Raw genomic sequence first — 19,892 nt, 5'->3', positions numbered from 1 at the left:
ATTCTCCGGACCTACGATATGGACGGATGAAGTCGATGGCGATATGGCACAGACCTTCCTCCTTCAGGCGACGACAAGCTCACCGAAGTTGCGGGGGATCTTGCCGCCAAGCTAAATCACAGTAGCGCTTCCTCCTCCATCTCCTCGCGCAGGAGCCATCTCCCATGGCGCCGGTTCGCGCACCTGCGCCCAGGTCGGGTTGTGCATTGATAGGTCGATCTGGCGCGCGAGTTCCACTACGCCGTGGTAGCCGGCGTAGGAGTGCTGGCGCTCCTGGTTGATATCGAGCCAGGGCATTTTTGCCTTGAGCGCTATAAATTGCGTGCGTCCGCCCGACAGCATGATATCAGCCTTGTGATCCGATAGAGCCGAGTAAAGCTCGCGCGGCGTCGCCGCCCCACTCATACGGCTATCGTTCGTGAGCATCTGCTTAAGACGCTCCTTATCATTGTCCGTCGATTTCTTAATTGACGTACCGACGATTTCCATGCCGATCTCCATCAGCGCATGTGCGACGGACCAGGATTTCACCCCCCCGGTATTGAGAAGCACGCGCTTGCCTTGCAGCCGAGGTCGATAGACCTCAAGTCTCCTCCACGCCCTTGCCTCTTCTTCTACAATCAGTGCTTCGGTGCGACTGATTAGGTCCGGACCGGCCCCTTGCCTTACAAGCAGTCCAGCGATCTGCCTGAGTGCTTCCGAAGTGTCGGTGATGCCATAGAAAGAGCCCTCGAAAAAGGGAATGTCCCAGCGCTCCTGCATCTTGCGTGCGAGATTGATGAGCGCCGTTGAGCACACCATCATAGCTGCGCGTGCTCGGTGCGCTGTGGCAATATCGAGATAGCGCGAGTCGCCTGGAATACAGGCGCGGACGCGGACACCAAGCTTGTCCAACAGCGGCCTTACCTGCCAGAATTCACCGGAGAGGTTGAATTCGCCAAGGATATTGATGTCGCTAGGCCGGGCATCATCGGGCTCTACGGTCCCGATGACATGATCGAGCAAGGCTTCCCCCGCCAGTTTGTTGCCCAGGTTCTTTGAGCCGACGAAGCCCGGCGCATTGACCGGCACGACCGGCAAGCCGAACTTTTCCGCCGCACGCCTGCACACCGCGTCTATGTCGTCGCCAATCAGTGCCGTAACGCAGGTCGCATAGACGAAGACCGCCGCCGGGGCATACGCCTCGTTGATCTCGCGGATTGCTTTGAAGAGCTTTCGCTCGCTATGCCCCATCACCACGTCTAATTCGGTAACATCAGTGGTAAAGCTTGTGCGCCACAGCATGTGACTCGAAGAAGCCGTGCCGCGATTGTCCCAGGAGTTGCCCTCACAGGCGAGCGGTGCATGGATCAGATGTGCGACGTTGGTGATCGGCTGCAGTGCCACCTTTGCCCCGTCAAATGCGCAGCCGCCGGCTGCCGCTCCCGGCATCGGCGGCTGCGAACAACCCTTCTTTCGCACCTCAAAGTCCTTGCTGCGGTTTCTTTCGCAGGCAGGTTCGTTGAAGAAGGCCTGATTTTTAGCACTGAGCGAGGGCATGGCGCTGGCCTCCGAGGCAATCAGAAGGCCGCCGGCTTTGGCCGTCCGCTGCTCTAGCGAGTAAGGTCATAAGAATAGTCCGTCACTCCCACCTGCATCGTCTCACGATCGAGTCGGTCGAAGATCTTATCGAGGATCGTCGTCAACACACGCAGTCCACCTTGATAGCCCATCAGGGGAAAACGGTGATGGTGGTGCCGGTCGAAAATCGGAAACATCAGCCGGATCAGCGGCGTGCCGGTATCGCGCTCCAGATACTTGCCATAGGAATTGCCGATCAGCAGGTCCACCGGCTCGGTGAAAAGGAGTGAGCGCATTGCCCAGAGATCCTTGTTCGTCCAAACCTGTGCATCATTGCCCAGGGGCGAGGATGCGAGCAGCTTTTTCATCTCAGCTTCCCAGGCTGGGGTGCCGTTGGTTGCTAGGCAGTGGGTTGGCTCCCCTCCAGTCTCCATGGTGAATCGCGCTACGGCGTATACGAAGTCGGGGTCGCCGTAGATCGCGTATTTCTTACCGTGCAGCCAAGACTGGCTGTCCGCCATCGCGTCGACAAGCCGGCCGCGCTCCAGGCGGATTGCCTCGGGGATTTCCCTGCCGGAGATCTCCGATACTTTCACCAGGAACTCGTCTGTCGCCTTGACACCGAGAGGATAGTGAAAGGACACCGTCGCCTGTCCGGCCGCTTTGCAATATTCCAGTGTTCTGCGAGTATTGTATTGCTGCAGTGACACTGTCGCCTCGGCATTCAGTGCCGCTCTCACGTCCTCGATCTTGGTGCCTCCGTCATACATGCGGAACTCACCATCCGAGGGCGTATCAAATTGGTCGGAGGCATCTTGGATGAACGTATAGGAAACACCCATCAAATTGAGCAGGCGCTTCAACTCGCGATTGTTCCCGACGCAGAATCCATCGAAGCCCGGGATGATGTTGATCGAGCCAGGTTTTACAGTGCGCTGCTCGCCCTTCCAGAAATTCTCCAGCACGCCTTTAACCATGCTGTCATAACCATCGACATGGCTGCCGACGAATGCCGGCGTGTGCGCAAAAGGGACATCGAAATCATGGGGGACGGCGCCTTCGTCCTTGGCATTTTCAATGAAGCCGTGCAAGTCGTCACCAATGACCTCCGCCATGCACGTGGTCGACACGGCGATCATCTTCGGATCGTAGAGCTTATAAGTATTGGCTAAGCCATCGACCATGTTCTTCAAGCCGCCAAATACCGCAGCGTCTTCTGTCATCGAAGATGAGACCGCGGACGACGGCTCCTTGAAATGGCGCGACAGGTGCGAACGGTAATAGGCAACGCACCCTTGACTGCCATGTACAAACGACATTGTCCGCTCAAACCCGGCCGCCGCATAAACCGCGCCAAGCGGCTGACAGGCCTTGGCCGGGTTCACGACGAGCGCTTCGCGGGCGAGATTTATTTCGCGATAATGCCAGGTTTTGGTGAATTCGCGTTGATCAGTGACGGTCCGATCCGGGTATGGTCGTTCGAAGTTTCGCTTCTTTTCGGCCAGCATTTTCCTATATTCCGGCTCGCGGAAAAGGGGAGCATGGTCGAGCACTTTCTCGGCGGACTGCGGCATGTGGTAACCTCTTCCATATCGGCATCGTCTTACGGCGGCACAGAGACGTTCGAGACGTTGCTGATCTCTCGCGGGGGAGAGATCGGACTCTCATTCAGCGGCGCCTGATGCCGCAAGCATTGCCGCCTTCTGCCAGGGCGCGTCGTAGAGTTCCCAGACCGGATTATTGACCGCAAGGTCCATGTCGCGGGCGAAGATGGCGAAGCCATCATAGCCGTGATACGGTCCGGAATAATCCCAAGAGTGCATCTGACGGAATGGGATGCCCATCTTTTGCACCGAGTATTTTTCTTTGATGCCGGAGCCGACGAGATCGGGGCGAATCCTCTCGATGAACTTTTCGAGTTCATAGCCGGTGACATCGTCGTAGATCAGCGTGCCCTCCTTCACGTAGTGACCAGTGCGCTGATAGTCGTCGTTGTGGGCGAATTCGTAGCCGGTCCCTACGATCTCCATGCCGAGGTCCTCATAGGCAGTAATGACGTGACGTGGGCGCAAGCCGCCGACGTAAAGCATTACCCTTTTGCCCCGAAGGCGCGGCCAGTACTTGTCGATCACAGCATAGGTCAGGGCGCTGTACCTGGCGATTACCCTCTCGGCCCTTTCCTCGATTTCCGGTCCAAAATGTTTCGCTATCTGGCGCAATGAGGCTTCGATCTGGGATGGACCAAAGAAATTGTACTCCATCCAAGGCACACCATACTTTTCCTCCATGTGCCGGCAGATGTAATTCATCGACCGGTAGCAGTGGATAAGATTTAGCTTTGCCGTCGGCGCGCGCTCTATCTCCGCGAGTGTGGCGTCCCCCGACCAGTTGCCGACCACGTGCAGCCCGATCTCCTCGAGCAGGATGCGCGATGCCCAGGCGTCACCGCCGATATTGTAGTCACCGATCACGTTAACGTCGTATCGACCAGCTTCGTACGCGACTTCGGTCGTGTCGAAAACCCAGTCGCGTATCGCGTCGTTAGCAATGTGATGTCCAAGGGACTGCGATACACCGCGGAAGCCTTCGCAACGCACCGGCACGATTGTTGTGTTGTACTCCTCAGCCTTCTTTCGCGAAACCGCCTCGATGTCGTCACCAATCAAGCCGATGGGACATTCCGATTGCACGGTGACACCGTTGTTGAGCGGAAACAGTTCCTCGATCTCGTCGATGATCTTTTCTAGTTTCTTGTCACCACCGAAAACGATGTCCTTCTCCTGAAAGTCGGAGGTAAACTGCATCGTCACGAAGGCGTCGATGCCCGTCGTACCGACGTAATAGTTGCGGCGCTGTGACCAGGAATATTGGCCACAACCGACCGGGCCGTGCGAAATGTGCACCATGTCCTTTATCGGACCCCAAACAACGCCTTTGGAACCGGCATAGGCGCAGCCGCGGATCGTCATTACGCCCGGGATCGACTTGATGTTCGACTTTACGTCGCACTCGGAAACCACCTGTCCTTCCTCGGCGGTCTCCTGCTTGTTCTTTGCGACACTCAGGTGCTTTTTACGGCGCTTCGCCGCCTTGTCTGGATAGTGGGATAGCACTTCTTCGATAAGCTTCTCGTGCAAAGCATCGTCATTCTCATAGTCGAGGCTCATTTGGGCCTGCCCATTTCACGATCCAGGTGACACCTCATCAATGGCGCCGTTTGTGGAATGGCACGCCGCGTCCAGCTGCGCCACCCTCTCGGCGGCGATTCAGTGGGGGGCTATTACCTTGGCTTCCTTGGCATGGAGTTCGGCAAGCATCTGCTCGTCGCTCTTCATGATTCCAAAGTCGAGCAGCATGTCCTCTAGTTCCTCCATAGTGATCGGTGTAGGGACGGTGCCTCGGCCGGAATTTGCATGGATCTTTTCAGCCAGGGCGCGATATTCCCCGGCTTGCTTGGAGTCCGGCGCATATTGGATCACTGTCATCTTTCTGAGCTCTGCGTGCTGAACGATATTGTCGCGCGGCACGAAGTGGATGAGCTTGGAATTGAGCCTGGCGGCCAGTGCCTCGGCGAGGTCGAGTTCCCGGTCGGTCTGGCGCTCGTTGCAAATCAAGCCCCCTAGCCGCACGCCGCCCGCATGGGCGTATTTCAGGATACCCTTGGCGATGTTGTTGGCGGCATAGAGCGCCATCATCTCACCGGACATGACGATGTAGATTTCCTGAGCCTTGTTTTCGCGAATGGGCATCGCAAAGCCGCCGCATACGACGTCCCCTAGCACGTCGTATGAAACGTAGTCGACATCGTTATAGGCGCCGTTCTCTTCCAGGAAGTTGATCGAGGTGATGACGCCGCGTCCGGCGCAGCCAACGCCCGGCTCTGGGCCACCGGACTCCACGCACTTGATGCCTCTGTAACCAACTTTGAGCACGTCCTCGAGTTCGAGGTCTTCGACCGAACCTTCGGTTGCCGCAAGATGCAGTACGGTGTCCTGTGCCTTTGCGTTCAGGATGAGGCGCGTGGAGTCCGCTTTCGGATCGCAGCCGACAATAAGGATCTTTTGCCCCAGGTCGACAAGCGCGGCGAGTGTATTTTGGGAGGTCGTGGACTTGCCGATACCCCCCTTACCGTAGAACGCGATCTGACGCAGAGCTGCCATCTTGCTTCCTTTGTTGTTTAAACTATTTCGGTTGTTCGGACACATGAATGCGCAACAGCATGCGCGCCCAGGGGTGATCGTGCAAAAGTCGTGCCAGGCCGCAGGAGTGTCTAAAATAAAGCTTCTGACTTTCTTTCAGATAGTTAGATCTGGAAATTGACCACATGGTTGAACGAACAACTCGTGTCGCTAAGCCGACAAGGGCACCGGACAGTGTCGTGTGGGCGGTCGTCACGCGCCAGAAATCGCTCAACGAATTGCCGCCTTGCGTGGAAGCCCTTGTGACTGGGCGACGACACGCCGAGTGGCCGCGATGACGCTGTACGGTCTGCTCTGGGTAGCGGCTTCTTTTTGCGCCTTCCTCGCGATCGGGAACGACAGAATTTCTGCCGCATATGCTTAGCTGCTGTGAACGTGAGTGCATTCCCGCCACGGGGGGAACAAAAGAGAGCGGCCCAAAAACCGGGCGGCTGATGTCGCGATCTCGCTCCAGGAGCCACCGGACCCGCCTGCTCGAGCGTACTTGCGGGCCAGCATCCCTCAGAGTCCCGTGGCCCTCGGCAGTGCACGCTTCTCGCGGCGGCCTTGGACAGAGGCTGGATGTTCATCGCTCCGCGATATTTTGCGACCGTGCGCCCGCCGATATCGACACCTGTCTTCTTGAGGACGTCGACGATGTCGTCGTCCGAGAGCACCGCTGAGTTCCAGATGACCTATCTGAAGCAGCTGGATTGACTGCATCAGCTGCGGCGTCATAGTCAGCGAATGCGACTGCGACTGCATTAAATGAAGGCTGGGGAAAAGGCCATGCTAACGCGATGCTCCCGTCAATATTGCCGACCCGTGTCCAGTTAGGGCGAGTGCATTTTGGAGATTGCGGATATCCCTTACCGTCGAACGCGATCTGACGCAGAGCTGCCATCTTGCTTCCTTTGTTGTTTAAACGAGTTCGGTTGTTCGGGACAAATGAATGCGCACAGCAGGGGCACCACTGGGTGATCTTGCAAAAGTCGTGCCAGGCCGAAGGAGTGACCAAATAAAGCTTATAGCCTTTTTTCAGATAGCTAATCCTGGAAATTGACCATATGTTCGAACGAACAACTTGTGTCGTTAAGCCGACAAAGGTGACGAACATTGTCGTATGCGTGTCGTCACGTGTCCGGCCGGTAAAGGTCCAAACGATAGAAGGGGCCTGCAATAAGGCCAAGCTCGTGCATTCGCACCAATCACACCCGCGGCAAATATAAGACGTCCCATCACCGAAGTCTCTCTCCAAGCGACCAACACCTGCTGCGACAGGGCCGTGCAGCGGGTTGGCTATTCCGATGGTCTTCAGCCAGCGATAATGAGGAGCGACTTGCCCGTCTGGACGACGGCGTTGAGGATCGGGAGGAAGCATCGCCTGCAGGTTGGAGAGCTTCTTCTCGAGCAGGCGCGCATGATGCATGTCCGAACAGACGCAGGGGTGTCCCCGAACATAGCAGCCGCAGACAAAATTTCCAGTTCCACGGGACGTGTTGGGAGGTGACACGACCGTGTGCGCGATACAACACGTGGGAATCTCCAAGGAAATACGTCGATCACATCAATGCCTTGTGATGACGTCAGTGATTGGCACGGTTGATGCTGGAAGAGACAGAAACGCTGGCACACATATGATTGGAGCCTGGAGAGATAGCATGCACCTCGTAGTCTGTATCAAGCAGGTGCCGGATTTCTGCGCGAATTCACGTCGCTTCAGTGACGAGCACGATCATCATGCGCCTTGGAAGGCGCCGCACGCGCCTTGCCTTCCGATCGCGCAGACAATCCCCGTGCGAGTTGAGATGCGCAGCCCTCTCAAAAATGTCCGCCATTGCAACCGCGGCATCCTCCGCTCATCACCTCAGCGTCCGATAGGCGAAGAAACCCGCCGTCGAGCGGATGATTGCCGCAGCCATATGACATTGTCCGTCGCCTTTGTCGGCTCCTCGACACAGGTTGTTCCTTCAACCATACGGCCAATTTCCCGCTGTAACTATTTGAAGAAAAGCAATTAGCGTTATTTCAGTCACGTCTGCGACCTGGCACGACTTTTGCACGATCATCCCCCTAGGAAGCGGTAAGAAGACACAATATCGAGCAAGACAGTGAGGACCATTCCGGTTGCTGTAACGCTTGCCAGCAACGGAAACGCTGGCACACATGTGATTGGAGCCTGGAGAGACACCATGCACCTTGTAGTCTGCATAAAGCAGGTGCCGGATTCTGCACAAATACGCGTCCATCCGGTGACCAACACGATCATGCGACAGGGCGTGCCGACCATTATCAACCCCCATGACCTGGCTGCCCTCGAAGAAGCACTGAAGTTGTGCGAGGCGTATGGAGGCGAGGTTACCGTGGTGACCATGGGCCCTAAGATGGCCGAGGACGCGCTGCGCAAGGCACTTACGTTTGGCGCACATCGCGCCGTTCTCTTGACCGACCGCCATTTTGCAGGCTCGGATACGCTCGCGACCTCCTTCGCTCTTGCTCAAGCAATCGCGGAGATCGGCGAGACCTTCGGCACGCCTGATGTTGTGTTCACCGGCAAGCAGACGATCGACGGCGACACTGCCCAAGTTGGACCTGGAATTGCCAAGCGCCTCGACCTACAGCAGCTCACTTACGTGGCGAAGATTCTCTCCATTGATGCCGCTTCGCGCGAGATCACTGTTGAGCGGCGCGCGGAAGGCGGCTCGCAGATCCTGAGAACCAGACTACCTTGCCTTGTCACTATGCTGGACGGCGCCGACGCCATCCGTCGCGGGCGTCTCGACGACGCCCTTCGCGCCGCGCGCACCAAGGTCGTCAAGTGGAGTGCGGCGGACGCCGGCATTGCAGAACCGGCCAACTGTGGCTTGCGAGGATCCCCGACAGTCGTAAAGCGCGTGTTTGCCCCGACTTCGCGCGAACAAAAGGCAAGGCAGATCGACACCACAAATAAGCCACTGCGCGAGGTCGCGGACGGTCTGATCGCGGCAATCTTTGCCGACCAGCCGGCGTTGAAACACGATCTCGGCTTCCTAGGCAGCACGGGACAGCAAGGAGTACCAGATGTCGACCGAGAATCGTGAAGCCTGTTCCCCACCCTCCGGACGCGCCGCCATGAAGAAGGAGCTACCCAAGCAGTTCCAGGACTATCGGAACGTATGGGTCTTCATCGAACTGGAGCACGGTCAGGTGCATCCCGTCTCCATCGAACTACTCGGTGAAGGCCGCAAGCTCGCCGACAAGCTGGGTGTCCATCTTGCGGGCGTGGTCATTGGGCCGCCGGGAGGACAGGGCACGGCAAATGCTATTGCGGACGCCTTCGCTTACGGCGCCGACCTCAGCTACCTCGTCGAGTCGCCGCTACTCGCCCACTATCGGAACGAGCCTTTCACCAAAGCCCTGACGGATCTCGTCTCGGCAAACAAGCCGGAAATACTGCTTCTCGGTGCGACTACGCTCGGCCGCGACCTCGCCGGATCGGTGGCAACGACATTGAAGACGGGACTCACGGCCGATTGCACTGAACTAAATGTTGATTCAGATGGTTCGCTCGCTGCGACCAGGCCAACCTTCGGCGGTTCCTTGCTTTGCACGATCTATACACTCAAGTGTCGACCGCAGATGGCCACCGTACGGCCGAGTGTAATGGCCATGCCGCAACGCGTGAACAAGCCAACCGGAAGCATTATCCGGCACGAGCTGAAGATGCTTGAGGAGGAGATTGCGACCAAAGTCCTTGCCTTTTTTTCTGATGGCGACTCGAACACGGCCAATCTCGCCTATGCCGACGTCGTGGTTGCCGGGGGACTCGGTCTTGGAGCAGTGCAGAACCTTCAGCTCTTGAAGGATCTCGCACGAACGCTCGGCGGGGATTTTGGGTGTTCGCGGCCGCTAGTCCAAAAGGGGTGGATGCCGGTTGACCGGCAGATCGGCCAAACGGGCAACACGATCCGGCCAAAGCTCTATATAGCGGCTGGGATCTCGGGCGCCGTTCAGCACCGCGTTGGCGTCGAAGGATCTGACCTCATTGTTGCTATCAACACCGATCCGAACGCGCCCATCTTCGATTTCGCCCACCTCGGCGTTGTGGCCGATGCGATCAGTTTTCTGCCTGCCCTGACGGAAGTCTTCACTAAACGGTTGGAGCCACGCAATCTTGAGAAGTTTGTGCAGTGAGACAAGGACCAATGACAAAGGAAAAATTTGACGCCATCGTCGTTGGTGCCGGTATGTCCGGGAATGCGGCGGCTTACGCGATGGCTAGCCGTGGGCTAAAGGTGCTGCAGTTGGAGCGCGGAGAGTATCCGGGTTCAAAGAACGTCCAAGGCGCAATAATGTACGCCAACATGCTGGAGGCAATCATTCCAGATTTCCGGAATGACGCACCGCTCGAGCGGCATCTCGTCGAGCAGCGATTCTGGATAATGGACGACACGTCTCACACCGGGATGCACTACCGGTCAGACGACTTCAATGAGGTGACGCCAAACCGCTACACGATCATTCGCGCTCAATTCGATAAATGGTTATCGCGCAAGGTGTGCGAGGCTGGCGGAACGGTCCTGTGTGAAACAACGGCTACAGGACTGGAATGGGACAGTGCCGGGAAGGCGATAGGCGTCCGCACTGACCGCGCTGGCGACGTCGTTCTTGCAGATGTGGTCGTGCTCGCTGAAGGGGTCAACGGACTCCTTGGCACGCGCGCCGGCTTACGTGAGGTGCCGAAGTCGAAAAACGTAGCCCTCGCGGTAAAGGAATTGCATTTCCTCCCCGAAGAGGTGATCGCATCGCGCTTCGGACTGACAGGCGATGAAGGATGCGTGATCGAGGCGGGCGGGACAATCTCGCGCGGAATGGCAGGATTGGGCTTCCTCTATACCAATAAGGAGTCAATCTCACTCGGCATCGGCTGCCTCATCTCCAACTTCGCCGAGACCATGGAGAGACCTTACGCGCTTCTCGACGCCTTTAAACGCCACCCGTCAATCCAGCCGTTAATAGCAGGGTCGGAAGTGAAGGAGTATGCGGCCCATCTCATTCCGGAGGGCGGTTTCAACGCAATACCGCGGCTCTGCGGTAACGGCTGGGTCGTCGTTGGAGACGCGGCGCAACTTAACAATGCCGTGCACCGCGAAGGGTCTAACCTTGCCATGGCATCTGGGAGGATGGCGGGAGAGGCGATTTCAATCATAAAGAGCCGCGGGGGGGTGATGGATAAGGCGAGCCTCTCTCTCTACAAAACGATACTAGACAAGTCCTTCGTTGTTGAGGACCTGAGCAAACAAAAGGACATGCCTTCCCTGCTCCATACCAATTCCCCAAACTTCTTCACGACGTACCCGCAGCTGATATCGCATGCCGCGCAGAACTTCGTGCGCGTGGACGGCACGCCTAAGATTGAGAGGGAAATTGCGACCACCGCCGCCTTTCTCAGGGCACGATCCCGATGGGGTCTCGTCAGTGACGCGGTTCGCCTCGCCTCCGCCTGGCGCTAAAGGAGAAATGAGATGAAGACGGCAATCGCGGATCGTATCGAAGACAAGCTCTACCAGAACCGCTATCTGGTCGACGCAGGGCGTCCACACATTACAGTGCGGCCACACCGGTCGCCAAGCTTAAACCTGCTCGCGCTCACGCGAGTCTGCCCGGCCAAATGCTACGAGTTGAATGAAACTGGGCAAGTGGAAGTCACTGCTGATGGCTGCATGGAGTGCGGCACATGCAGAGTGTTGTGCGAGGCAAACGGTGACGTCGAGTGGAGCTATCCACGAGGTGGCTTCGGTATCCTCTTCAAGTTCGGATGAGCCACTCTAAGGTCGATTCACAGGCTAGATCGGCGTTCAAAAGGGGAACGAAGTGCCAGGGAACCTTACAAGGAAACCAACTTACCTTCCGTAACTTTATCGCTCTCCGACTGTCAATACGCATACCTCCTAATATTAAATGGGCGAGAAAATGACTAAGGTGCTCGCATCGCAATTCGTTCAGGGGAGTTAGTGCCCTGTCTGTACCTTCACAAAGAGACATGCGCAAACAGGACAAGCGGTCCGCCGAAATTTACAGCATATCAAAGGCTCTGATTGCCCCCACTCGTCTTGACATCACGCTGAACAATTTCGTGAATACCCTCTCTTTGGTTCTGCGCATGCGCCGCGGCGGACTCGAGATTCCGGCGTCGGAAGGAGAGGCAAAGATCACAGCGGCTACCCGCAGCAGTGGGTCTCCTTCTGCCGCTGACTATACTGTACCAAAGGCCGCAATAGACCAAATCATCACTGCCGGGCGGCTGGTCGTACCAGACGTTTGCAACTCGGAGCTGTTCAAGGATCAGATAAAATGGCACGGAATTGGTCCGACGGCCTTCATCGCTGCGGCGGTGGAGGTCGATCACGAAACGGGCGGAATGCTGTGGTTCGAGCGCGCCAAAGAGTCCGGTTATGACTATGAAGAGGAGGTCCACTTGCTTTCCATGGCCGCCGATCTTGCGGGCAGGGCCATTCGGCTTCATCGCACTATCAGCAGGCGTGGGCGGACATTTGCCGAAGAGCAGCAAGAACAGCAGAATTCACATGATGAGCAGAGCCAGGGTTTCGCCCGCCAGCGGCTGCTCAAGAATGACGGGATCATCGGGGAAAGTCCCGCCCTCATGGCGGCGGTAGAAACCGCCAAAGTCGTGGCAGAGACCAATTCAACCGTTCTCCTCAGGGGCGAAAGCGGAACTGGCAAGGAATGCTTTGCGAAGCTAATTCACCAGCATTCGACTCGGCAAAAAAAGCCGTTCATTAAGTTCAATTGCCCCGCGCTGTCTGAGAGCCTTCTCGAATCAGAGCTGTTTGGACATGAGAAAGGTGCCTTCACCGGGGCTATTGCTCAACGAGTAGGCCGTTTCGAATCGGCGAATGGCGGAACGTTGCTGCTCGATGAAATCGGCGAGATTCCGCCGGCATTCCAAGCAAAACTGCTACGCGTAATACAGGAAGGTGAATTTGAACGAGTCGGCGGCACAAAGACGCTGAAAGTCGACATCCGGCTCATATTCGCCACAAATAAGGATCTCGAAATGGCGGTCCGGAATGGGGAGTTCAGGGAAGACCTTTACTACCGCATCAGTGTGGTGCCCATAACTTTGCCGCCGCTTAGGAAACGCGACGGTGACATTCCGCTCCTTGCAAAAGCTTTCCTTCAGCGGTTCAATGAAGAGAACGGTCGAGGTCTCCATTTCGTGCCGTCTGCGCTTGACCACTTGTCGAGGTGCAAGTTCCCCGGAAACGTTCGCGAACTGGAAAACTGTGTGCGGAGGACTGCAACTCTCGCCAGGGCAAAGACGATCACTTCGTCAGATTTCGCCTGCCAGACGGACCAGTGCTTTTCTTCTCGCCTCTGGAAAGGCATTCGCTGTTCGCATTGCCACATTGCCACCGATGCGTCCGCGGGTACGACACCGTTGGTAGGAGCGCCAGCCAATGATGTTCCGCCGAAGGATCCCGCATCCGCAGGGGCGGCATCCAATCTGATCGAGCGCGACCGGTTGATCAGTGCGCTGGAGGAGGCCGGTTGGAATCAGGCAAAGGCAGCTCGCATCCTCGAAAAAACGCCCCGGCAGGTCGGGTATGCTATACGTCGGCATGGTGTAGAGGTGAGAAAGCTCTAAGTTGCCGGTGAGATACAGGCTTCGCGAGCGTCGCCTCTTTTCTCCGTCCTTTCGAAACACGACCGGATGCACTTCAACTTGGCCGTTGTCGCAAGTCCGACAAGCCTGTGAGCAAACGGACAGGACCGAATCCAAAGACGCCAATCCATCGAAAAGGGTTTAGCATAGCTGTTGCTGGTTGAATTGCAAAATCCCCCTCCAATGGAGTTGTTCATGTTTACACCCATGATTTTGCGTGAGAGCCGGACCAGCACTACATTCTCTGACCAGTTGCTGGAGAACGCTAAATCGCTTGGCTGCTCACCTCCATCGACGGCGCTGGGCGACATAGATCCTGGAACTTGGGACAAGATTAAGAATCACCCCTGTTTTTCAGAGGAGGCGCATCACTATTTCGCGCGCATGCACGTGGCGGTCGCGCCTGCCTGCAACATCCAGTGTAACTACTGCAATCGCAAATACGATTGCGCCAACGAAAGTCGGCCCGGTGTTGCCTCGGAAAAGCTCACACCTGACCAGGCGGTGCGAAAGGTGATTGCCGTTGCCAACGAAGTGCCTCAGCTGTCAGTGCTCGGCATCGCTGGGCCTGGCGATGCTTGTTACGACTGGAAGAAAACAAGGGCGACGTTCGAACGAGTGGCTAGGGAAATTCCGGACATAAGACTATGCATCTCCACGAACGGGCTCTCGCTGCCGGACCATGTCGATGAGCTTGCCGAAATGAACGTCGATCACGTGACGATCACCATCAACATGGTCGATCCGCGTGTCGGCGTAAAGATCTATCCCTGGATTTACTATGGTCAGCGCCGCCACACTGGTATCGACGCTGCGAGAATCCTGCACGAACGGCAGATGTTGGGCCTGGAGATGCTGGCCGAACGCGGCATCCTCACCAAGGTCAACTCGGTAATGATCCCCGGCGTCAATGATGAGCACCTGATCGAAGTCAACAAAGTTGTGAAAGGCCGAGGCGCGTTGCTGCACAACGTAATGCCGCTAATTTCAAACCGAGTACACGGGACCTATTACGGACTGACAGGGCAGCGCGGCCCGGAGGCCTTCGAACTGCAGGCCCTTCAGGACCGTCTAGAAGGAACCAAACTGATGCGTCATTGTCGACAGTGCCGGGCCGATGCCATAGGCTTGCTCGGCGATGATCGTGGTCACGAGTTCACGCTCGCTGAGATCCCCGACGGGATAACCTACGATGCCAGCAAGCGACAGGCCTATCGCCAGTTGGTCGCGCGCGAACGCGGGGATCACCTAGTGGCCAAGAACGAGGCGATCAGAACGGTAATGTCGGTGGAGTATGGCGGATCGCTTCTCATTGCCGTGGCGACCAAAGGCGGGGGCCGGATCAACGAACATTTTGGACACGCGAAAGAATTTCACGTTTACACCGTCTCTCGGAGAGGGATCAAGCTGGCAGGCCGCCGCAGGGTTGAGCAGTATTGCCTCGGCGGCTGGGGCGAGGACGCCACCCTCGACCACATCGTCAATGCGCTTGAAGGAATAGACATTCTGCTCTGCGTCAAGATCGGAGATTACCCAAGGAAACAGCTGACACAGGCCGGGCTTCGAGCGACGGAAGCTTACGGCCATGACTACATCGAGAGTGCGCTCGGCGCGCTCTACGCCGCCGAGTTTGGCATCGAACCACCGGTAAAGACGGCGACAGCTTGAGCTGCCCTCCGACTGAATAAGGAGTTTTACAATGGCCTTCAAGATTATTGCATCTCAATGCACTCAGTGCGGCGCCTGCGAGTTTGAATGTCCGCGGGGGGCGGTCAATTTCAAAGGCGAGAAATACGTGATTGACCCGACCAAATGCAACGAATGCAAGGGAGGATTCGATACACAGCAATGCGCATCGGTCTGTCCGGTGTCGAACACCTGCGTCCCTGCCTGAGCTCCGAGCCGCCTACCAATATGTTCCGACAGAACTTTGAATTTTAAGGTCCTGCAGCACAAAGACGTGAGGAGAGGTTGTAGGAGAACAGGGTCGAAATTTGCGAGGCTCCACCAAACTATGTGTAGAAATAGCCTCCACTCGCGGGATGAATGAAACTGCCACTAGTCTTGCAGAACGGACAGATCATGAAAGTCACAATCCGCATAACCGGCGACGCCTTGTCGGCCTATATCCCTAAGAAGGACCTCGAGGAGCCGATCATTTCGGTGGCGACTGAAGACCTATGGGGCGGCTCCATACTGCTGAGGAACGGGTGGCGCCTGGCCCTGCCCCACCTTCCGCAGGACACTCGCCTGCCGGTTACCGTCGAGGCAAATATCCGGCGACACTGACCGGACATGAGTTGCGAGATGGATGAGACTATTTGCCTGGAGCGGGATCAGGGGTTCCCATCATCGAGCGACCGCGCTCAGGTTCCTCACGCGGTTGCATTTGCCGAGTTTTTTGATTGTTGATATTGATGAGTTCCGGGACCAAGGATCCCCCGGGTGCAGCGCGTTCGTGACGCTGGAGCGATCGCGATGATACACATCGCCGCCGACACCAGTAGCACTTACGCGGGCCTAGTATCGATCCGATTGCAGGGTCGAAGCAACTGGAACGCTAGACTAGTGCCCGTCCATAAACGCCTGTTTTTCGGCGGTTTTGAAAGGTTGTTTGCCGGCTGACACCGTTTCTTGGGACGCGTGATGGCATAAGGCGGCGCAGGTTATGGCCCGAAGAGCGATCTGGCGGCAATAGGTCATAGGGTATCGGCCGACGCTCGCCGGGCTTGCTCTGAACGCCACCGGATCAGGAGCGTCAGGTCGGCCTGAGGCGGGCGAAGAGGGCGAGATTGTAAGCGACCACCGAGGACCAGACATAAGCCTTGAAGTGGTCGAGCCCACGCCAGGTGCAGCGCCCCAAGCCATAAGCGCGTTTCAGGCAAGAGATGCCGGCCTCGATGCCGGCGCGGAAGTTGCGCAGCTTGCGATAGACCCACCGGCTGCTGACCATGTCTTCGATGCTGAGGCCGCGCTTCTTGTGGAAAGCCATGTCGCTCCGCTCAGATTTTCGCGGCTGGCATAGCCGCCGTCGGCCGCCGCCTGACGCGGCGGCTCGCCGTAAAAGGCGATGTGGCGTTCCAGCATCGGCAGCAAGCGCTCGCTGTCGGTCGGGTTGCCGACGAGGTCGAGGATCAGTCCGCTTCTGCCGGTGGTCAGATTGAGTTTGTGGCCGTAGTCGACGTCGCGGCTGCCCTTGACGATGATGTCGCCATGCGGCTCGAACAGGCTCACCAGCTTCTCGCCGGCCGAAACCGGCTCCCCGGCCAGGACCCGCCGTTCGGTCTGGGCGATGATCCGCTCGATCAGCGGCCGGTAGTGGCGGAGTTGGGCCTGCCACAGTTCGCCGGCCGGGCCCGCCGTCAGCGGCAACTGTTCACTGGCCTGCTGCAGATAACTCAAGGTCGTGCGCGTGATCTTGAGCAGTTCGCGGTAGTGCTTGATCCGTTTGGGGCGGCAGCGGATATATTCGATCGCCCGAGCCCGCTTCTTTGCCGCGCGGCGATGGTCGTGCCATGGAATGGCGCTACCCAGTGCCTCGGACCTGCTGCAACAGCCGCACCGTCACCCGGACAGCGTCTCATAACAGGCTGCTGTCGCTCGGTTCATGGATCAGTGCGGCGGTAACGGTGCTGTCCACGCGCACGACCTTGCCACTTTCCAGCTTCTCCTGCCGGGCGCTCGCCAGCAGCACCCCGTTGATCTCTTCAAAGGTTTGCGCCCGGATCGCGCTGATCGTCTTGTGCAAAACCGACTTCTTCGGGTTCCAGCCCCACGGCAGCCGGGCAAACGCCCGGAACGAGGCGGAGTCTTCGAGGTGGAAGGCCAGTTCCTGGTAACTCAACTGGCGATGCTGCTTGAGCAGCGCAGCGCAGCACAGCCTCGGCTGGTAGCCCCTCGCGGCCGGTCTGTCTGAGACCATGCCGGCGCAGGTCCCGCGCCACCAGCCCGAGCAAATCGCCATGCTCATCCAGCCATTCCGACATCGCCTTCAGTTCACGACCGATCTCGTGTTCGGCGAAAAGATCAAATATGCTGGCTTGGACGGTGCGTTCTTGGCGCATTGTCGGTTCCGGCGGTTACGGGTTTGTCTTTAGAATCAGTAGCTTGATCTAAAGTATACCTGAAACCGCCGGGCTTTGCCCGCGCAGATATCGCGATTCGCCCAATAAATTCAGCAGTTTACCGTTTATGGACGGGCACTAGACTAGTATTGAAATGTATGCCGGGGCCTTCCGGCGCTTGTACTATTCGACGGGCCGACCCAGTCGCCGATAATCAGAACGATAGCGTAGCACCAGCGCGCTCCTGACCGAGCTGCCCGAGCATCCACTCAAGCGGCCGACTCGATCTGCGCGAAGGCTGACTCCGCGCAACAATCGCCACACCGTTGCTCGATTGCAAGCATCCGCACGATCAGCTTGCAATGGCAGAGAATCTCGAGAGCGCTGAATCCCCCGCAGGTAGTCCTCGCCGACTTAAGCGACCGGAAGACCGTCCCGGCCGGATACGGGCAGTGGGTTGTGGGCGACGTCCTTCGGCGCAGCCGCGCTCCAAGGGGTTGCATCGCAACCGCTTGGACCTATATTGCAGTGCAACATCGAAGATTTTGTCAGGACATATTGATGTCTGCTGGCTTTCTAATAGGGAACCGCGCGCTCCTGGCGCACTATCCAAGGAGTCATTTCATGACAAATGCTATGAGCACCCTGAACACTAACACCTGCCGAGGCCGCGTCGATATAGGTTTCGCTGTCAAGCAGTCGCGCGAGGCAACGGGATATAGTGTCGAGGACCTCTCCCTTACAAGCGGCCTCACTGGAGCCGAGATTATTAGAATTGAACTGGGCGCGGATGTCGACCCCGCCAGGCTAAGACGCATCGCCGCTGCACTCCAAGTGCCAGGCTCCACGTTTGGCCTGACTTAGCAATGTCGGATTCTCATTTCCTTCAGACACGCCGTCGAGATCCGAAAGGCGACATCAAGGTAGGGCAGCCTCTCCCGGGGCTATCCGCGAAACTCGGGCTCACGGGCTTTCCTGCCCGACGCTAGTGGTGCCACATCGCGTTCGACATCAAATCGTTCGAGCATCTTCTTGAGCCAGAGGTTCTGTGCAACAAGCAGTTCAGCTCGCAACCTCTTGAGGAGCTTGTTGTCCGCACCCAGAGCGGCAAGCTCGTCGACGGAGATCGGATCGTCGAAAGTCCTGGTCTGCGCTTTCGGCCCTCGTGCCCGACCTTCAAGTCGCGCATTCGGGCGGGCCGGCGCTTCGTGCGATTTTGAGCAGTGCCGGACGACGTCGATAGACGCTGCAATGGCGTGTGGCGTTCCTTTGTCTGCGCAACCGCCTCGGTCGGAGTGTCGTCCACGCGGTGCTGCGAGATTTCAACCTTCGTCGCGCTGGTACGTTGTATCTCTGGCAGCGCAACCTCGACACGGCCGTTAAGCGGCTCTGCATTGATCGGATCGACTGACCTGCCATTGAACTTTCATCCAGCGGCGATTAGACCGTATGTTCGCGGGATGAAGGTGGCCCGCCCCCGCGGTAAGCTAAATCGGGGGTTGCTCTGGATAGGCCGGAGCCTTGCCCCATGCTTAGCGAGGGCGAACCATGAAAGAAGATAGCGTAATTTTCATCGGCCTGCATACTTCGAAGCTGAAGATTTCTGTGGCCTAGCCGATGGAAGCCGCAACGGCGAGGTACGGTTTTTCGACGACATTTCCTCGGAGCCGGCATCAGTAGCATCGATGGTCAGCAAGCTTTCCAAGCGCGGAGCTAAGCTTCACTTTTGCTATGAAGCTGGTCCCACGGGTTACGGTCCGGCAGATTGTCGAACTGGGGCATGATTGCGTGGTCGTGGCGCCGTCACTGGTACCCAAACGTGCGGGCGATCGGGTGAAGACAAACCGCCGGGATGCCATGAGTCTGGCGCGCCTGCACCGGGCGGGCGAACTGACCGCGGTCTGGGTCCCAGATGAAGGCCATGAGGCGATCCGCGATCTGGTGCGGGCGCGCGAGGCGGCCAGCGACGCGCTGAAGCAGGCCCGTCAGCAACTTCAGTCCTTCTTGTTGCGTCATGGCAGGATCTATGCCGGCCGCGAACCATGGACGCGTGCCCATCGAAGATGGCTAACGTGCCAGGCCTTCGATCATCCCGCCCACCAAATCCTGCTGACGGAATATTGCCAGGCTGTCGCGGATGCCAGCGTGCGCCTGGATCGGCTGACCAAGCTGGTCGTCGAGACCGCGGCATCCTGGTCAATGGCGCCGGTTGTGGCCGCCTACCAGGCGATGCGCGGCGTCGCGTTCATGACGGCGGTCACCTTTGTCGTCGAAATCGGCGATGTCAGGCGCTTTGATAATCCTCGCCAGCTGATGGCGTATCTCGGTCCTCGTTCCGTCGGAAAGCTCAACCGGCGAACGGGTCAAGCGTGGCGGGATCACGAAGGCGGGCAACACAAGAGCTCGAAGGGTACTCATTGAGGG

The 19,892-nt window shown here is 57.6% G+C and carries 15 protein-coding genes and 2 pseudogenes; 10 read left to right on the top strand and 7 right to left on the bottom strand.

Annotated features, from left to right (window positions below):
- Window positions 1-111: 111 nt before the first annotated feature.
- From nifE to FB009_RS30720, 5 genes and pseudogenes are all read right to left on the bottom strand, one after another.
- Window positions 112-1,539 (bottom strand): nitrogenase iron-molybdenum cofactor biosynthesis protein NifE, encoded by a 1,428-nt coding sequence (gene nifE / locus FB009_RS30745; protein WP_011970915.1) that lies wholly within the window; start codon window positions 1,537-1,539, stop codon window positions 112-114.
- 53 nt (window positions 1,540-1,592) lie between these two features.
- Window positions 1,593-3,134: a nitrogenase molybdenum-iron protein subunit beta gene (gene nifK, locus FB009_RS30740; protein ID WP_011970916.1), complete on the bottom strand. Its 1,542-nt coding sequence runs from the start codon at window positions 3,132-3,134 to the stop codon at window positions 1,593-1,595.
- A gap of 90 nt (window positions 3,135-3,224) precedes the next feature.
- Window positions 3,225-4,727, bottom strand: coding sequence for a nitrogenase molybdenum-iron protein alpha chain (nifD, locus tag FB009_RS30735; protein ID WP_024325543.1), 1,503 nt, complete (start codon window positions 4,725-4,727; stop codon window positions 3,225-3,227).
- A gap of 99 nt (window positions 4,728-4,826) precedes the next feature.
- On the bottom strand, window positions 4,827-5,720 hold the full coding sequence (gene nifH / locus FB009_RS30730; RefSeq protein ID WP_011970918.1) for a nitrogenase iron protein: 894 nt from the start codon (window positions 5,718-5,720) through the stop codon (window positions 4,827-4,829).
- Between the two features lie 540 nt (window positions 5,721-6,260).
- Window positions 6,261-6,418 (bottom strand): annotated as a pseudogene (locus FB009_RS30720) (RNA polymerase factor sigma-54); the annotation flags it as partial.
- A gap of 1,512 nt (window positions 6,419-7,930) precedes the next feature.
- Between FB009_RS30720 and FB009_RS30700 the strand changes: the two are divergent.
- From FB009_RS30700 to nifT, 8 genes are all read left to right on the top strand, one after another.
- Window positions 7,931-8,818, top strand: coding sequence for an electron transfer flavoprotein subunit beta/FixA family protein (locus tag FB009_RS30700; RefSeq protein ID WP_011970920.1), 888 nt, complete (start codon window positions 7,931-7,933; stop codon window positions 8,816-8,818).
- Window positions 8,799-9,911, top strand: a complete 1,113-nt coding sequence (locus FB009_RS30695; protein ID WP_018010181.1) for an electron transfer flavoprotein subunit alpha/FixB family protein — start codon at window positions 8,799-8,801, stop codon at window positions 9,909-9,911. Before FB009_RS30700 ends, FB009_RS30695 begins: the two co-directional genes overlap by 20 nt.
- An 11-nt stretch (window positions 9,912-9,922) precedes the next feature.
- Window positions 9,923-11,230, top strand: coding sequence for an FAD-dependent oxidoreductase (locus tag FB009_RS30690; protein ID WP_011970922.1), 1,308 nt, complete (start codon window positions 9,923-9,925; stop codon window positions 11,228-11,230).
- Window positions 11,231-11,242: 12 nt separating this feature from the next.
- Window positions 11,243-11,539 carry a ferredoxin family protein gene (locus tag FB009_RS30685; RefSeq protein WP_011970923.1) on the top strand — a complete coding sequence of 99 codons (297 nt, stop codon included), beginning with the start codon at window positions 11,243-11,245 and terminating at the stop codon, window positions 11,537-11,539.
- A gap of 221 nt (window positions 11,540-11,760) precedes the next feature.
- Window positions 11,761-13,386, top strand: coding sequence for a nif-specific transcriptional activator NifA (nifA, locus tag FB009_RS30680; RefSeq protein ID WP_011970924.1), 1,626 nt, complete (start codon window positions 11,761-11,763; stop codon window positions 13,384-13,386).
- A 213-nt stretch (window positions 13,387-13,599) separates the two neighbouring features.
- The gene (nifB, locus tag FB009_RS30675) at window positions 13,600-15,072 is read left to right on the top strand and encodes a nitrogenase cofactor biosynthesis protein NifB (protein ID WP_011970925.1); all 1,473 of its coding nucleotides are present in this window, start codon (window positions 13,600-13,602) and stop codon (window positions 15,070-15,072) included.
- 31 nt (window positions 15,073-15,103) lie between these two features.
- Complete coding sequence (locus tag FB009_RS30670) at window positions 15,104-15,298, top strand: 4Fe-4S binding protein (protein ID WP_010967429.1); 195 nt, start codon at window positions 15,104-15,106, stop codon at window positions 15,296-15,298.
- A gap of 188 nt (window positions 15,299-15,486) precedes the next feature.
- On the top strand, window positions 15,487-15,693 hold the full coding sequence (gene nifT, locus FB009_RS30665; protein ID WP_011970926.1) for a putative nitrogen fixation protein NifT: 207 nt from the start codon (window positions 15,487-15,489) through the stop codon (window positions 15,691-15,693).
- Between the two features lie 469 nt (window positions 15,694-16,162).
- Here nifT and FB009_RS34010 read toward each other — a convergent pair whose 3' ends face one another.
- The gene (locus FB009_RS34010; protein WP_375714209.1) at window positions 16,163-16,744 is read right to left on the bottom strand and encodes a transposase; all 582 of its coding nucleotides are present in this window, start codon (window positions 16,742-16,744) and stop codon (window positions 16,163-16,165) included.
- A 240-nt stretch (window positions 16,745-16,984) separates the two neighbouring features.
- The gene (locus FB009_RS34005) at window positions 16,985-17,374 is read right to left on the bottom strand and encodes a hypothetical protein (protein ID WP_024325541.1); all 390 of its coding nucleotides are present in this window, start codon (window positions 17,372-17,374) and stop codon (window positions 16,985-16,987) included.
- 718 nt (window positions 17,375-18,092) lie between these two features.
- On the opposite strand from FB009_RS34005, the gene FB009_RS33500 reads away from it, so the two are divergent.
- Window positions 18,093-18,332 carry a helix-turn-helix domain-containing protein gene (locus FB009_RS33500; RefSeq protein ID WP_018009149.1) on the top strand — a complete coding sequence of 80 codons (240 nt, stop codon included), beginning with the start codon at window positions 18,093-18,095 and terminating at the stop codon, window positions 18,330-18,332.
- 684 nt (window positions 18,333-19,016) lie between these two features.
- Window positions 19,017-19,892: pseudogene (locus FB009_RS30645) on the top strand (IS110 family RNA-guided transposase); the annotation flags it as partial.

This window comes from Sinorhizobium medicae (assembly GCF_007827695.1).
Taxonomy (GTDB): Bacteria; Pseudomonadota; Alphaproteobacteria; order Rhizobiales; family Rhizobiaceae; genus Sinorhizobium; species Sinorhizobium medicae.
The sequence above is the reverse complement of the archived record's forward strand: the minus strand, read 5'-3'. Positions and strand labels throughout refer to the sequence as shown.

Coding starts and splice junctions, on each gene's coding strand:
- nifE (WP_011970915.1), bottom strand. CDS start 1,539: ATGCCCTCGCTCAGTGCTAAAAATCAGGCCTTCTTCAACGAACCTGCC.
- nifK (WP_011970916.1), bottom strand. CDS start 3,134: ATGCCGCAGTCCGCCGAGAAAGTGCTCGACCATGCTCCCCTTTTCCGC.
- nifD (WP_024325543.1), bottom strand. CDS start 4,727: ATGAGCCTCGACTATGAGAATGACGATGCTTTGCACGAGAAGCTTATC.
- nifH (WP_011970918.1), bottom strand. CDS start 5,720: ATGGCAGCTCTGCGTCAGATCGCGTTCTACGGTAAGGGGGGTATCGGC.
- FB009_RS30700 (WP_011970920.1), top strand. CDS start 7,931: ATGCACCTTGTAGTCTGCATAAAGCAGGTGCCGGATTCTGCACAAATA.
- FB009_RS30695 (WP_018010181.1), top strand. CDS start 8,799: ATGTCGACCGAGAATCGTGAAGCCTGTTCCCCACCCTCCGGACGCGCC.
- FB009_RS30690 (WP_011970922.1), top strand. CDS start 9,923: ATGACAAAGGAAAAATTTGACGCCATCGTCGTTGGTGCCGGTATGTCC.
- FB009_RS30685 (WP_011970923.1), top strand. CDS start 11,243: ATGAAGACGGCAATCGCGGATCGTATCGAAGACAAGCTCTACCAGAAC.
- nifA (WP_011970924.1), top strand. CDS start 11,761: ATGCGCAAACAGGACAAGCGGTCCGCCGAAATTTACAGCATATCAAAG.
- nifB (WP_011970925.1), top strand. CDS start 13,600: ATGTTTACACCCATGATTTTGCGTGAGAGCCGGACCAGCACTACATTC.
- FB009_RS30670 (WP_010967429.1), top strand. CDS start 15,104: ATGGCCTTCAAGATTATTGCATCTCAATGCACTCAGTGCGGCGCCTGC.
- nifT (WP_011970926.1), top strand. CDS start 15,487: ATGAAAGTCACAATCCGCATAACCGGCGACGCCTTGTCGGCCTATATC.
- FB009_RS34005 (WP_024325541.1), bottom strand. CDS start 17,374: ATGAGCATGGCGATTTGCTCGGGCTGGTGGCGCGGGACCTGCGCCGGC.
- FB009_RS33500 (WP_018009149.1), top strand. CDS start 18,093: ATGACAAATGCTATGAGCACCCTGAACACTAACACCTGCCGAGGCCGC.